Origin of the sequence: Roseateles aquae (genome assembly GCF_032337115.1) — a bacterium.
Lineage (GTDB): Bacteria > Pseudomonadota > Gammaproteobacteria > Burkholderiales > Burkholderiaceae_C > Roseateles_C > Roseateles_C aquae.
In genome coordinates, this window is the sequence record NZ_JAVXZY010000001.1 from 500,170 (window position 1) to 514,215 (window position 14,046).

Consider the following 14,046-nt stretch of genomic DNA (forward strand, 5'->3'; position numbering starts at 1 on the left):
TTGAGCCCGCGCCAAAGGTAAGCCATGACGACCCAAGCCACTCCCGTGCCGACCAACGGCGACGCCAGCCAGCTGAGCCCCCAGGCGATTGCCAAGCTGACGGCCGAGCAGATCGCCGCGATCACGCCGGCGGAACTGGCGCGCTTCTCGTCCTTGCAGCTCAATGCCTTTTCCGGTGCGCAGTTCGCCAAGCTGGGCAGCAGCCAGCTGCAGGCGCTGACCGAGGAACAGATGCACCTGTTGCAGCCCAAGCTGCTGCAGGCGCTGTCGGCCAGCCAGCTGCAGGCCTTTGACGCCGAGCATCTCAGCCAGCTCGGCCTGGCCAGCTGGCGCAGCCTCAGCGTGGCCCAGCTCAACGGCCTCAAGCCCGAGGTGCTGGCCGACATCGCCCCGGCCCAGATCCAGACGCTGATGCCCAATCAGCTGGCTGCGCTGAACCCGGCCTCGCTGGCGGCGCTGCGGCCCGAGCAATGGGCCGTCGTCACGCCGACACAGCTGGCCGTGCTGAGCGTCAGCCAGGTGCAGGCGCTGAGCACCAGCGCCATGGCCGCGCTGAGCCCGACGGCGCTGCGCAATCTTGGAGCCGCCGCCGCCGCCGCGCTGAGCCAGGAACAGCTTGGTGTACTGGCCACGCCACAGCTGCAGGCTTTCAGCGTGGCAGCCATTCAGGCGCTGACGCCGGCCCAGTTGCAGTCACTATCAACGCTGCAGATCAGCAGCCTGACATCGCCTCAGATTGGCGCCCTGCGCAACGGTCAGTTGGCGGCGCTGAGCAGCGACGACATTCACGCGCTATCGGCGGCCCAGCTCAATGCTTTCAGCGCCAGTCAATTCGCCCGGCTGAGCCCAGAGCAGTTGCAGGCCATCGCACCGGAGCAGATCGCCGCCTTCACCGGCCGTCAGCTCACCGCCATGACGGCAACGCAGGTCCAGTCCTTCAGCGCTGCGCAGCTTGGTGCGCTGAACCCGGTCGCACTGCGACTACTGGGCAGCAGTCAGATTGCTGCCCTGGGCAGCGAGGACATGGCCGCCTTCAGCGCTGCGCAGTTGCGCGCGCTCAGCAGCCAGCAGCTGGCCGCATTGGATACCGAAGACATCGCCGCGCTGAGCAGCGAACAGGTCGCGGCGCTGGCCCCCGCCCAGCTGGCTGGCCTGCGCCTGGCCCAGCTGGCCGCCTTCAGCAGCGCGGATCTGCATGCGCTCAGCGCCGCCCAGCTCGGCGCCTTGACCAGCACACAGATGGCGGCGTTCGGCGCCAGCCAGCTGCAGGCCTTCAGCGGCGAGCAGATTGCCGGACTCACCGCGCGTCAGATCGCCGGGCTGAGCAGCAGCCAGCTGCAGGCGCTGACGGCGGAACAAGTCAGCCATCTCAGCATCTCGGCCTTGCGTGCGCTCAGCAGCAGCCAACTCGCCGCGCTCAGCAGCGATGACATCGCGGCGCTGACGCCCGATCAGATCAAGGCCTTTGGCGCCAGCCAGCTGGCCGTGTTCAGCACCGACGAGATCCGTGCACTGAGCGCTGATCAGCTTGGGGCCTTCAATGCCACGCAGCTGGCCGCGCTGACCACGGCCCAGATCCAGGCCTTGAGCCCGGATCAGCTGGCCAGCCTGAGCGCCAGCACCCTGCGTGGCCTGACCCGCATCGAAGCCGCCGCGCTGAGCCAGGCCCAGCTGCAGTCGCTCAGCAGCAGCCAGCTGCAGGCCTTCAGCAGCACGGCCATTCAAGGGCTGGACAGCGCCCAGCTGCAGTCGCTGAGCATCGATCAGGTGCGAGCCCTGGGCAGCCAGCAGATCGCGGCGCTCAGCACCAGCCAACTGGCCGCTTTTGGCAGCGAAGACTGGCAGGCGCTGGGCACGCAGCAACTGGCCGCCCTCAGCAGTGCCCAGGTGCGCGGCATGAGCGAGGGCGCGCTGCAGGCGCTCAGCCACGATCAATGGGCGCTGCTCGGCGCGCGTCAGGTGCAGGGCTTGAGCACCACCCAGATCCAGAAGCTCAGCGCGGACAATGTTGCTGCGCTGAGCGCCACGGCCATCTCGGCGCTGAGCACCAGCCAGTTCCTGGCGCTCAACAGCAGCCAGTTCCAGGCCATCGAAAGTCAGGACATCGCCGCGCTCAGCCCTGCCGAGCTGCGCGCCATGGGCGCCACCCAGATCGGCTGGCTGAACACGCTGCAGGTGTCGGCCTTGACTGCCAGCGAGCTGGGCAGCTTCAACACCAACCAGATCCGCGCGCTCAGTGCCGAGCAGTTCGCGGCCCTCAGCAGCACGGCGTTGCGCGGCCTGACGGCGGCCGGCTTTGCCGCGCTGACACCGGCCCAGCTGCAAACGCTCAGCAGCAGCCAGCTGGCCGGCCTGGGCGGTGGCCAGGCGAATGCGCTGAGCAGCAGCCAGCTGCTGGCGCTGAACACCGATCAGATCCAGGCCTTGCCGTTGGCCGTGCTGAACAGCTTCAGCAGTGCCCAGATTGCGGCGCTGAGCAGTGCCCAGCTCGATGCCTTGAGCAGCAGTCAGATCGCCGGACTGAACGCTGCCGACATCCCGGCCCTGACAGCCGCACTGCCGCACTGGAGCAACAGTCAGCTCGGCGCGCTGACGGCCGCCCAAACCGCCAGGCTGAACAGCGACAGCATCACCGCACTGAGCGCCGAGCAGCTCCAGGCCTTCAATGCCACGGCGCTGGCCAATCTGAGCAGCGCCAGCATGGCCGCCATGAGCGCCGCCCAGCTGGGCGCCCTCAGCAGCAGTCAGCTGCAGGCCTTTGATGCCGCCGATCTGCGCGCGCTGGGCACGCAGAAACTGGCGCTGTTGAGCAGCAGCCAGATCGCCGGACTGAATGCCAGCGCCGTGGCGGCGCTGGACAGCAGCCAGCTCAGCGCGCTCGGTGCCAGCGGCATTGCAGCACTGAGCCCGGCCGCACTAACCGGCTTGAGCACCGACGAGATTGCCCTGTTCAGCACCAGCGCACTACCGCTGCTGAACACCCAGCAGATCGCAGCGCTGACCGCCGCACAGATGGCCGGCCTGGCCGCGGGCACGCTGGACCTCTGGCGCCCCGAGCAGACGGCCGCGCTCAGCGCCGCCGCCGTGCATGCCTTGTCCAGCAGCCAGCTGCAGCATCTGAGCGCCAATCAGCTGGCCGCCTTCAACAGCGCGCAGATGCAGGCCCTCGGTGCCGACGCGATTCCGCTGCTGCAGCCCGCCACGCTGGCTGCCCTGCACCAGGAGCAGCTGCAAGGTCTCTCCAGCACCCAGTGGTTGGCGATGAGCACGGCCCAGCTGCAGGCGCTGTCGCCTGATCAACTGGGTGCCTTGTCCAGCAGCCATCTGCATGCATTGCGACCCGAACAGGTCGGCGCGTTTACCGCCAACCAGGTGGCAGCCCTGAGCGTCGAGCAGATCTCGGCACTCGACAAGAACGATCTGCATGCGCTGTCGGACAGCGCGCTGCGCGCCCTCAATGTCGCCCAGGTCGCTGCGCTGAGCTCGGCCCAGCTGGCCGGCCTGAGCAATACACAGCTCGGCCTGTTCAGCGCCACCCAACTCGGCGCGCTGAGCAGCAGCGCATTCGCCAGCCTGAGCGTCAGCCAGCTGCAATCGCTGACACCCGAACAGTTCGGCCAGCTGGCCGCTTCGCAGATTGCCGCGCTGACGCCCTACCGGCTCAGCATGCTGAGCCCTGCGGTCATGGCGGCGCTGGGCGCCGAACAACTGGCCGCCATCGCCGCGCCGCAGGCGCTGAGCCTCAGCGCCAGTCAATGGGCAGCGCTGGACCATGACCATATCGGCTATCTCGCCCCGGCCGTGCTGCGCGCACTGCCGGTCAGCACGCTGAACCAGCTGGGTAGCGATCAACTCTCCGGGCTCAGCGCGGCGCAGGTGGCGGCGCTGGGCGTCAGTCAGATCTACGGCCTGAGCAGTAGCGCTTTGCAGGCCTTGAGTCCACAGGCTATTGCAGCGCTCGGCACCGAACAGTTCAGCGCCCTGAGCGCGACCCAGATCGGCGCGCTGACAGCCCGGCAGGTCGCCGCGATCAGCGTTGCAGATCTGAAGCTGATCACCGACGCCGAGCTGCAGGTGCTGCGTCCCGAGCAGTTGGTCGCGCTGAGCGAGGCCCAGCTGGGCGTGCTGACGGCACAGCAGCTGGGCGTGCTGGCTGCCCCCCAGGTGGCGGCCTTGGCGCTCAACCAGATCGCGGCCCTCAGTACCAGCCAGGTGCGTGGCCTGCACGGCGAGCAGCTGCAAGCGTTGAGCGCTGCGCAATGGGAGGCGATGAGCACGGCCGCGCTGCACGCGCTGAATGCCGGCCAGCTCGCCGCCGTCAACGCGGGCCAGCTTGATCTGCTGCACCCTGAGCAGTGGCGGGCGCTCAGCAACGGCGCACTCACCGGCCTGTCCACCACGCTGCTGAGCGGCCTCAGCGCTGCAACGCTGAACACAATGAGTGCAGCGCAGATCGAAGCGCTCAGCGGCAGCCAGATCCAGTCCTTGCAGGCCAGCCAGGTGCATGGTCTGAGCAGCACGCTTTTCGCGGCCATCACCCCGGCCGACATCGGCCTGCTCAGCACCGCTCAAGGTGCAGCGCTGACCGTTGCCCAGGCGGCTGCGATGACGGCGGACCAGGTCCGTGAACTGCGACCCGAGGTGCTTGCCGCGATGAGCGAGGCGGCGCGCCAGGCGCTGCACACGGAAGCCCTGACGGCTACCATCGGCGCCGTCGCCCCGACGACGCAGGCCGCGGGCTTCATCGACCTGAGCGGCATTGCTTTGGCGGCCGATGTCGGGCCAAGCAGCCATATCGCGGCTGCCGTGCAGGCGCCGGCTGCCGCTGCCAGCTTGCCCGGCGCCGGCAGCGCCTGGGCGGCATCGCCGCCGGCGCTGGCCGCTGCCGAAGCCTCGGTACGCCACAGCATGGCAACGAGCCTCGGCCACCATGAGGCGCCGAGCATGGACAGTGTCAACAGCGGTGGCGCCGTGCTGCCCGAACTGGACTTCGGGCCGACACAGGACTTGAGCTCGTCCCAGCCCACAGCGCCCGCCGAACACGCCCAGCTGCTGTCAAACCACATCGTCAGCCAGTTGCACCAGGCCACCCAGCTGGAGGTGCATGAGCTGATTAATGCCAGCGCCTTGCCGACATTGGCCGAGATGCTGGTGGCACCGGGCGGCAACCTGCTGGCCGGTTCGGAAAGCCTATCGCCCCCTGCCTCGGCGCACGCCGCCACACTTGATGGGCAGCCTGACACGCTGTCGCTGGCCGCCTTGCATTGGCTGCGCCAGCACCACGATGAGCATGACGGTCACCGCGCGCTCTCCATTTAGCTGGCGTTTCAGTCGTAGACGATCTGCGGCAGTGCACCCGCGTCGCCATTCTTGGCCGGCGGCGCAAACAACGCCAGCGCCTCGTCGACCGGCCAGAACTTGGCCGCATCGCCAAGGTCCAGCTCGGCCACCGCGCCCTCGCGCTTGATCGTCAGCCGCAGTGACAGGCCCAGCGTCAGCCGGCCCTGCTCGGTGTCGATCTGGCGCGCCGGCCACTGCTGGATCACCTCGGCCACCGGCGGCGTCACGCCATTGGCCTCCAGGCGCAGGAACTTGCCGAAGCGGGCCCGCGCGCCGGCCAGGTCCCAGATCTGCTGCACGTTCAAGCGCAGGCCGCCGGAGAAGCGGTCGTTCTGCACCTTGCCGGAGACGATGATCAGGCTGTCCTCGGCCAGCAGCTCCTTGTTGGCATTGATCAGCTCCTCGTTGGCCACCGCCTCGATCGCATCGCTCTTGTCGTCGAGCTTGAAGATGGCGACGCGGCCGCGATGGCCGTTGATGATGCGCATATCGGCCACGATGCCGGCCACCATCACCGGCTCGCGGCTGTCTTGCAGATCGACGATGCGGCGCTTGACCATGCGTCGCACCTCGTCGCCGCACTGGTCGAACAGATGGCCGGAGAGGTAGAAGCCGATGGCCGTCTTCTCCAGGCTCAGCCGCTCCTTGATGCTCCAGGGCTTGGCCTCGACCAGATCGGGCTCGGCCGTCGATGAGCCATGGGTATCGTCGAAGTCGAACAGGCCACCCTGGTCGGCATTGGCGGCCAGGTTGTCGGCATAGGTGTAGCCCAGCGCCACGCTGGCCAGCAGCTGCGAGCGCTCGACCTGCATCGTGTCGAAGGCGCCGGCCTTGATCAGCGCCTCGACGACGCGCTTGTTGACCGCCTTGCGGTCGACCCGGGCGCAGAAATCGAAGAAGGTCTTGAAGGGGCCGCCGGCCTCGCGCGCCGCCACGATGGCATCGATGGCGCCCTGGCCGGTGCCCTTGATGGCGCCGAGGCCGTAGTTGATCAGCTTGCCGCTGATCGGCTCGAAGCGATAGACACCGCGGTTCACGCAGGGCGGCTGGAACTCGATGGAGAACAGCTTGGCGTCGTTGAGCAACACCTTGAGCTTGTCGGTGTCGTCCATTTCAATGGTCATGTTCGCGGCGTAGAACTCGGCCGTGAAATGGGTCTTCAGCCAGGCCGTGTGATAGCTCAGCAAGGCGTAGGCGGCGGCGTGCGACTTGTTGAAGCCGTAGCCGGCGAATTTCTCCATCAGGTCGAAGACCTCGTCGGCCTTGTCCTGGCTGATGTCCTTGGCCGCGGCCCCCTTGCGGAAGATCTCGCGGTGCATGGCCATTTCCTCGGCCTTCTTCTTGCCCATCGCGCGGCGCAGCATGTCGGCGCCGCCAAGGCTGTAGCCGCCCAGCACCTGGGCCGCCTGCATCACCTGCTCCTGGTAGACCATCACGCCATAGGTCTCTTCCAGCACCTGGCCGAGCAGCGGATGCGGGTACTCGATCGTTTCGCGGCCATGCTTTCGCGCCACGAACGAGGGGATCAGGTCCATCGGCCCCGGCCGGTACAGCGACACCAGCGCGATCAGGTCTTCGAAGCGCGAGGGCTTGGCGTCCTTCAGCAGCCGCTGCATGCCTGGCGATTCAAACTGGAACACGCTTTCCGAATAGCCGTCGCCGAAGAGCTTGAAGGTCTTGCGATCGTCCAGCGGCACCTTGGCGAAATCGAAATCGGCCTGGTCCGGATGGCGGGCGATGATGAAGTTCTTGGCCAGTTCGAGAATGGTCAGCGTGGCCAGGCCCAAGAAGTCGAACTTGACCAGGCCGATGGCCTCGACGTCGTCCTTGTCGTACATGCTGACCGCGCTGTTCGAGCCGGGCTGCTGGTACTGGGCACAGAAGTCGGTGATCTTGCCCGGCGCGATCAGCACGCCGCCGGCGTGCATGCCGATCGAGCGCACCGTGCCTTCAACGCGGGCGGCCAGCGTCAGGAGGCCGGCCACTTCCTCGTCTTCCTTCTCGCGCTCCTCGATCTCGGGCGACTCGTGCCGCGCATAGACCATCTTGGCCTTTTCCGGATCGAAGTCCGGCGGCAGCTTGGCCAGCGTCACCGTCTTGCCCGGCGGCGCCGGCACCAGCTTGGCGATCGAATCGACATGGCCGAAGCCCATACCCAGCACCCGGCCGATATCACGCAGCGCGCCCTTGGCCGCCATGGTGCCGAAGGTGGCGATCTGGCTGACGGCGGGACGACCGTATTTGTCCTTCACATAGTCGATGACGCGGTCGCGATTGCCCTGGCAGAAGTCGATGTCGAAGTCAGGCATCGAGACCCGCTCGGGGTTCAGGAAACGCTCGAACAGCAGGTTGTACTGCAGCGGGTCCAGATCCGTAATCGACAGCACATAGGCCACCAGCGAGCCGGCACCCGAGCCCCGGCCCGGGCCGACCGGGCAGCCATTGGCCTTGGCCCAGCGGATGAAGTCCGACACGATCAGGAAGTAGCCCGGGAAGCCCATCTTGATGATGGTGCCCAGCTCGAACTCCAGCCGCTCGACGTAGCGCGGCCGCTCGGCATCGCGCTTGGCCGCGTCCGGGAACAGCTGCAAGAGGCGCCACTCCAGGCCTTCGTAGCTGAGCTCGCGGAAATAGGTTTCCATCGGCATGACGCTGCCGTCGTCGAGGATGGGCGTCGGGAAGTTGGGCAGTTGCGGCTTGCCCAGCTTCAACGAAAGGCTGCAGCGGCGGGCGATCTCCACCGTGTTGGCAATGGCCGAGGGGATGTCGGCAAACAGCGCCTCCATTTCGGCCTGCGGCTTGAAATACTGGCCCGGCAGAAAGCGCTTGACCCGCTTGGGATTGGCCAGGGTCTCGCCATCGGCAATACAGACCCGCGCCTCATGGGCGTCGAAATCGGCCTCCTCGAGAAACTGCACTGGGTGGGTGGCCACCACAGGCAAACCGAGCTCGGCCGCCAGCGGCACGGTGGCGCGCACCAGCGCCTCCTGGCCCGGCAGGCCGGCGCGCTGCAGCTCCAGGTAGAAGCGGCCCGGATAGATGGCCGCCAGCCGCTCGGCCCATTCGCGAGCGCGTGGCTGATCGCCGCTCATCAGCGCCTGGCCAACGGCGCCGAACTGCGCACCGCTGATGCAGATCAGGCCCTCGTGCAGCTCCTGCATCCATTCGAGCTTCAGGCAGGCCTGGGTGCGCTGGACGTTCTGGATCCAGGCGCGCGACAGCAGTTCGCTGAGGTTCAGATAGCCCTTGCTGTTCTGCACCAGCAGCAGCACGCGGGTCGGTTGGCGGTCGCTGGCCTCGGCCTCGATCCAGCAATCGGCGCCCAAAATCGGCTTGACACCCTTCTTGCGACAGGCGTTGTAGAACTTCACCGCGCCAAAGGTATTGGCCAGATCGGTGATGGCCAGCGCCGGCTGGCTGTCCTTGGCCGCGGCGGCGGCGGCGTCGTCGACTCTCAGGGTGCCGTCGACGACGGAAAACTCGGTATGGGTGCGCAGGTGAACGAAAGGCATACGGGATTGTAGAGAGGCGGAGCCGCCTCGCCGGCGGGTATGCTCGCCGCCAATTTCACAGCACAGGACGGAGGGCCACCATGAATGCATCTCGAAGCGCATCTCGATTCACTGCCATCTTGCTGGCAAGCCTGCTCGCTGGCAGCGCCATCGCGGCCAGTGCAGCCGCCACAGCGCCAGCCGCCAAGGCCGACAGCAACCCCGCCCGCACCGGCGCCGACGTGATCAAGGCCGCCACGGCTGGTGAATGGCGTGATGTCGAGCCGCGCAATCTCTTGATCATGGACCTGCCCCAGGGTCAGGTCTTGATCGAACTGGCCGAACGCTTCGCCCCGCGCCATGTGGCCAATATCCGCACCCTGGCGCACAACGGCTACTGGAACGGCCTGACCGTGCTGCGTGTGCAGGACAACTACGTCGCCCAATGGGGCGATCCGAACGGCGACGACGAAAAGACCGCCAAGCCCTTGGCGCCCGCGTCGGCCAAACTGCCGGCCGAGTTCAGCATTCCCTTCAAGGGCCTGCCGATCAACAAGCTGCCCGATGTCGACGGCTGGGCGCCGGTGAGCGGCTTTGTCGATGGCTTCGCCGTCGCCGCCAATCCCAAGCAGAACAAAGCCTGGCTGGCGCATTGCTATGGCGTCGTTGGCGCCGGGCGCGGCGAGACGGTCGACTCCAGCACCGGTGCCGAGCTCTACGCGATGATCTCGCCGGCCCGCGGCCTGGACCTGAACATCACCGTCGTCGGCCGCGTGCTCAAGGGCATGGAGTTCCTGGCGGCCCTGCAGCGCGGCGGCCCGAACATGGGCTTCTACGACCAGCCCGAGCAGCGCACAACAATCAAGCAGGTCCGCCTGGCTTCCGACCTGCCCGAGTCCGAACGGCCGCACCTGCAGCTGCTGCGCACCGACAGCAAGAGCTGGGACGCGCTGCTGGACACCCGCCGCCACCGTGGTGGCTGGTTCGTGCACAGCCCCGAGCATGTCGACGTCTGCGGCGCCACGGTGCCGATGCGAGACAAGCCGGCGCAGTGAAGCACCGCAGGGCCTGCCCAGCCTTGCTGAGCGCTATTTGTTGAACCAGTCGCTGCGCAGCAGCAGATCCACACTGCTGGGATGCCAGAAGGCGCCTCCCTCCTCCTCGGTGGTCAGCGCCTTGGCATAGCCCGGTTCCTCGATCACGAAGAGCCGGTTGAAGTTGTCGAAACCGCGCTCCATGATGCCGCCCGCGGTATGCGGCAGATCGAAGGTGTGCCCCAGCTCGTGCAAGGCCGCCCCCATGCCGGTGGCGCAGTTGGACCAGTAGTTCCCGCGGTTGCTGCCGCCGCCGCTGTCGTCAGGCAGCACCCGGGTGTCGACACGGGTGTCGTTCAGCAGGCGCGCAGCGATCTCGTCCACCTTTGTCGGCCAGGCGTGCAGATTGGGCGTGCCGAACAGCCCCAGGATGCCACTGCCGCGAGCCGCATGGCCGGTGACCTTGACGCCGTCATACGAGGTGAAGCTCATGAAGGCGACGTTCTTCACGCCGACATCTTCCTTGGCCTCGCGCAAGGCAGCCTCGACCAGCGCATACAGCTCCAGATCCGTCTTCTCCAGCAGCTGCTTCTTCGTCATGGCCAGGCGCAGCGACTTCACGATGGGATTGCCCGCCGCGTCTTCCAGCAGGCTGAAGCTGACACGACGGCGCAGCTGCTTCTTCATCATCTCGGCCGTGGCGGACTGCATCATCAGCGCCGCGGTGGCAATGCGCTGCTTCGCGCTTTCGATGTCGTTGGCTTCACCGGCGGGCGCCATGAAGTGGCCATCGTCGTCGGCCGCCAACACATAGATCATCTGCACCTTGAGCCGGTTGTTGGCCGGCACATAGTTGATCGTGAGGCTGGCGGTCTGGCTGCCCGCCTTTAGCTGCAACTCATTGCTGCCGGGCTTGAGCCTGACGGCGGCCTTGAAAAAGCCATCACGCACCGGCGCGCTGACCGATTGCCCTGCCAACTCGATGCCGATGTCCTTGTTGAGCGAGCTTGAGCGGCCGTAGAGGATGGGCATCTGGTAGTCGACGCTGGCGCCCGGCTCCCAATTCAGCAGCTCCAGCTTGGCGTCTGGGGAAGGCTGGGGTGCAGGTCCAGGTGCAGGTGCAGGCGTTGGTGAGGGTGCCGGTGCAGGCGACGGTGCTGGTGTTGACGTACCGCCACCCCCGCAAGCTGCCAATAGCGCCCCCAGCACGACCGTCCAGCTCTTGCGGCGGCCGGCATCGGGCGCGTCGGTCAAGCTGTCCTTGGGCAAAGGCGCCGGGGCATGCCGGCTTGCAGCGGCCGAATCGGTTCTTGTCTCTGGTGTTTTCATTGTTCAATCCGATGATCAGGCTCGCCATGCTAACGGCCAGAAGGGTCTGCCAAGGCAATCGTCGCGGATGGCTGCTGTGCATCGCGCACACCTGACGCGCCTGGGCTGGACAAGGGCAAACCTACAATAGCCACCCATGAGCACCGGTTCCATCCTCAACATCTCCAGCTACAAATTCGTCGCCCTGTCCGACACCCAGGCCCTCAGGGACGCGCTGTACCAGGCTGCCCTTGAACGCGAGCTCAAGGGCACCGTGCTGATCGCCGAGGAAGGCATCAATCTGTTCCTGGCCGGCTCGGCCGAGGGCGTGCGCGGTTGGGTGGATCAGTTGCGTGCCGATCCGCGCTTTGCCGATCTGGCACCCAAGGAAAGCTGGAGCGAGGCGGTGCCCTTCAAGAAGCTGCTGGTCAAGGTGAAGCCGGAGATCATCCGGATGAATATGCCGGCGATCCGCCCCGACCAGCTGCCGCGCGCGCCGGCGCTGCCTGCGGCCACGCTGGCCCGTTGGCTGGCGCAGGGGCACGATGACGAAGGCCGCCCCGTCGTAACGCTGGACACCCGCAATGCCTTCGAGGTTGATTACGGCACCTTCGACGGCGCGATCGACTGGCGCATCAACAAGTTCACCGAATTCCCCGCCGCACTGGCGGCGCACCGCGAGGAGTTGATGGGCAAGACGGTGGTCAGCTTCTGCACCGGTGGCATCCGTTGCGAGAAGGCAGCCATCGTGCTGCAGCAGCAGGGGCTGGACGGCCCGGTCTACCAGCTCGAAGGCGGCATCCTCAAGTACTTCGAGGAGACCGGTGGCCCGCACTACCACGGCAGCTGCTTTGTGTTCGACCAGCGCGAGGCGCTGGACGCCGGTCTGGCACCGTCGACCGATTTCGTCCGCCCGGCCAGCGAGGCCCACCGCGGATGAGACGCGAGCCGCCGCAGGCGCCAGCAGACACGGTCCGCAGTGACGACCGCGGCGATGAGCGCGGCGATGGCCTGGCCGGCCTGCTGCTCAGAGCCGCTGGGCTCCTGCTGCTGCTGGGCTGCCTGCTTGCCGCGGCCTTCCATGCGCCGGAACGATCCTTGCAAAGCCTGGTGGCGCGCTGGGCGCCGCCGCCGTCGGACTTCATCGAGCTGAAGCTGGGCGATCGGCAGCAGCTGCTGCATCTGCGCGATGAAGGGCCACGCGGTGACCCGCTGCCCTTGCTGCTGCTGCATGGCACCTCGGCCAGTCTGCATACCTGGGAAGGCTGGGCGCACGAGCTCAGCAAGACGCGGCGCATCATCACCATCGATCTGCCCGGCTTCGGCCTGACCGGCCCGAGCGCCTATGCCGACTACAGCGACGAGCGCTATCTGCAGCTGATTGGCGCCCTGCTCGATCATCTGCAGCTGCCACGTGTGGTGCTGGGCGGCAACTCACTGGGCGGCGAGCTGGCCTGGGAGTACGCAGTGCAGGCGCCCGAACGGGTGGCCGCGCTGGTCTTGGTGGATGCCGCTGGCCTGGCCTTCACGCCCGACACCCTGCCGCTGGGTTTTCGGCTGGCCCGCATGCCCCTGCTCAAACCGCTGACCGGCATGCTGCTGCCGCGCCAGCTGGTCGAGCGCAGCGTTGCCAGCGTCTATGGCGATCCGAGCAAGATCACCCCGGCACTGATCGATCGCTATTTCGAGCTGACGCTGCGCGAAGGCAATCGCGATGCGCTGGTACAGCGCTTTGCCCAGTTGGAGCCTGGCCGCTATGCCAGCCAGCTGCCCCATCTGCGCCAGCCCACGTTGCTGATCTGGGGTGCCAAGGACCGGCTGATTCCGCTGGCCTATGGGCAACAAATGAATCGCGCGATCACAGGCAGCCGGCTGGTCGTCTTTGATAAGCTCGGCCACGTTCCGCAGGAGGAAGATCCGGCGGCCACATTGCGGCCTGTGCAGGAATTTTTGCACTCGCTCAAACCCTGATGGGCATTGCTGCACGCGCATAGCAACATCGCCCTTTCAATCCCCTACCTTGACCAGGAGAGTTTGCTCATGCAACGTCGTCATCTGATCGCTCTGTCCGCACTGGCCTTTGCCGCACTCACCAGCGTTGCCGCCCAGGCCCAGGCGCCTGAGTGGAAGAAGATTCGCATCGGTGTCGAAGGCGCTTACCCTCCCTTCTCGGAAGTCGACAAGGACGGCAAGCTGAAGGGCTTCGAGATCGACCTGGCCCTGGCCCTGTGCGCCGAGATGAAGGCCGAGTGCCAGCTGGTGCAGCAAGACTTTGACGGCCTGATCCCCGCCCTGCAGGCCAAGAAGATCGACGCCATCATCGCCTCGATGTCGATCACCGACGACCGCAAGAAGGCCATCGCCTTCTCCTCGCCCTACTACAGCATGCCGGCCCGCTTCACCGCCAAGGCCGACGCCAAGTTCGACTTCACGCCCGAAGGCCTGAAGGGCAAGAAGATCGGTGTGCAGCGCGCCACCATCCATGAGAAGTTCGTCGCCGCGACCTTCAAGCAAAGCGAGATCGTTCGCTACGCCACGCAGGACCAGGCCTTCCTGGACATCAAGTCCGGCCGTATCGACCTGACGCTGGCCGATATGGTCGCCGCCGACATGGGCTTTGTGAAGACGCCGGCCGGCAAGGGCTTTGCGCTGGTGGGCCCCAACTACAACGATCCCAAGTACTTCGGCACCGGCGTTGGCGTGGGCATGCGCAAGGCCGATGAGAAGGCACTGGGCAAGAAGCTCAACGATGCGATCGCCGCGGTCAAGGCCAACGGCAGCTTCAAGAAGCTGAACGACAAGTACTTCGAGTACGACATCTCGGTCAAGTAAGCCAGCCCTGTTACAGTCCCTGGCGCGTCCGCACTGTGCGG

General features: G+C 66.5%; 7 protein-coding genes. 5 read left to right on the forward strand and 2 right to left on the reverse strand.

Features of this window, described 5'->3' with window-relative positions; all coding sequences use genetic code 11:
* Positions 1-24: 24 nt before the first annotated feature.
* Positions 25-5,319, forward strand: coding sequence for a hypothetical protein (locus tag RQP53_RS02215; protein WP_315648369.1), 5,295 nt, complete (start codon positions 25-27; stop codon positions 5,317-5,319).
* An 8-nt stretch (positions 5,320-5,327) separates the two neighbouring features.
* Here the strand turns inward: RQP53_RS02215 and dnaE are convergent, their stop codons facing one another.
* Positions 5,328-8,852, reverse strand: coding sequence for a DNA polymerase III subunit alpha (gene dnaE / locus RQP53_RS02220; RefSeq protein WP_315648370.1), 3,525 nt, complete (start codon positions 8,850-8,852; stop codon positions 5,328-5,330).
* Between the two features lie 80 nt (positions 8,853-8,932).
* Here dnaE and RQP53_RS02225 point away from each other — a divergent pair, with 80 nt between their 5' ends.
* Positions 8,933-9,886 (forward strand): peptidylprolyl isomerase, encoded by a 954-nt coding sequence (locus tag RQP53_RS02225; protein WP_315648371.1) that lies wholly within the window; start codon positions 8,933-8,935, stop codon positions 9,884-9,886.
* A gap of 33 nt (positions 9,887-9,919) precedes the next feature.
* Here the strand turns inward: RQP53_RS02225 and RQP53_RS02230 are convergent, their stop codons facing one another.
* On the reverse strand, positions 9,920-11,119 hold the full coding sequence (locus tag RQP53_RS02230; protein ID WP_315648372.1) for a hypothetical protein: 1,200 nt from the start codon (positions 11,117-11,119) through the stop codon (positions 9,920-9,922).
* Between the two features lie 211 nt (positions 11,120-11,330).
* Between RQP53_RS02230 and RQP53_RS02235 the strand changes: the two genes are divergently transcribed.
* The 3 genes from RQP53_RS02235 to RQP53_RS02245 all read left to right on the forward strand — a co-directional run bounded on the left by RQP53_RS02235 (position 11,331) and on the right by RQP53_RS02245 (position 14,005).
* Positions 11,331-12,113 carry a sulfurtransferase gene (locus tag RQP53_RS02235; RefSeq protein ID WP_315648373.1) on the forward strand — a complete coding sequence of 261 codons (783 nt, stop codon included), beginning with the start codon at positions 11,331-11,333 and terminating at the stop codon, positions 12,111-12,113.
* Positions 12,110-13,144 carry an alpha/beta fold hydrolase gene (locus RQP53_RS02240; RefSeq protein WP_315648374.1) on the forward strand — a complete coding sequence of 345 codons (1,035 nt, stop codon included), beginning with the start codon at positions 12,110-12,112 and terminating at the stop codon, positions 13,142-13,144. Before RQP53_RS02235 ends, RQP53_RS02240 begins: the two co-directional genes overlap by 4 nt.
* Positions 13,145-13,213: 69 nt before the next feature.
* Positions 13,214-14,005: an ABC transporter substrate-binding protein gene (locus tag RQP53_RS02245; protein WP_315648375.1), complete on the forward strand. Its 792-nt coding sequence runs from the start codon at positions 13,214-13,216 to the stop codon at positions 14,003-14,005.
* The last annotated feature ends 41 nt before the right edge of the window (positions 14,006-14,046 follow it).

What these genes read in the sequence shown, in the direction of transcription:
- RQP53_RS02215 (WP_315648369.1), top strand. Translation starts at nt 25, where the DNA reads ATGACGACCCAAGCCACTCCCGTGCCGACCAACGGCGACGCCAGCCAG.
- RQP53_RS02240 (WP_315648374.1), top strand. Translation starts at nt 12,110, where the DNA reads ATGAGACGCGAGCCGCCGCAGGCGCCAGCAGACACGGTCCGCAGTGAC.
- RQP53_RS02225 (WP_315648371.1), top strand. Translation starts at nt 8,933, where the DNA reads ATGAATGCATCTCGAAGCGCATCTCGATTCACTGCCATCTTGCTGGCA.
- dnaE (WP_315648370.1), bottom strand. Translation starts at nt 8,852, where the DNA reads ATGCCTTTCGTTCACCTGCGCACCCATACCGAGTTTTCCGTCGTCGAC.
- RQP53_RS02235 (WP_315648373.1), top strand. Translation starts at nt 11,331, where the DNA reads ATGAGCACCGGTTCCATCCTCAACATCTCCAGCTACAAATTCGTCGCC.
- RQP53_RS02245 (WP_315648375.1), top strand. Translation starts at nt 13,214, where the DNA reads ATGCAACGTCGTCATCTGATCGCTCTGTCCGCACTGGCCTTTGCCGCA.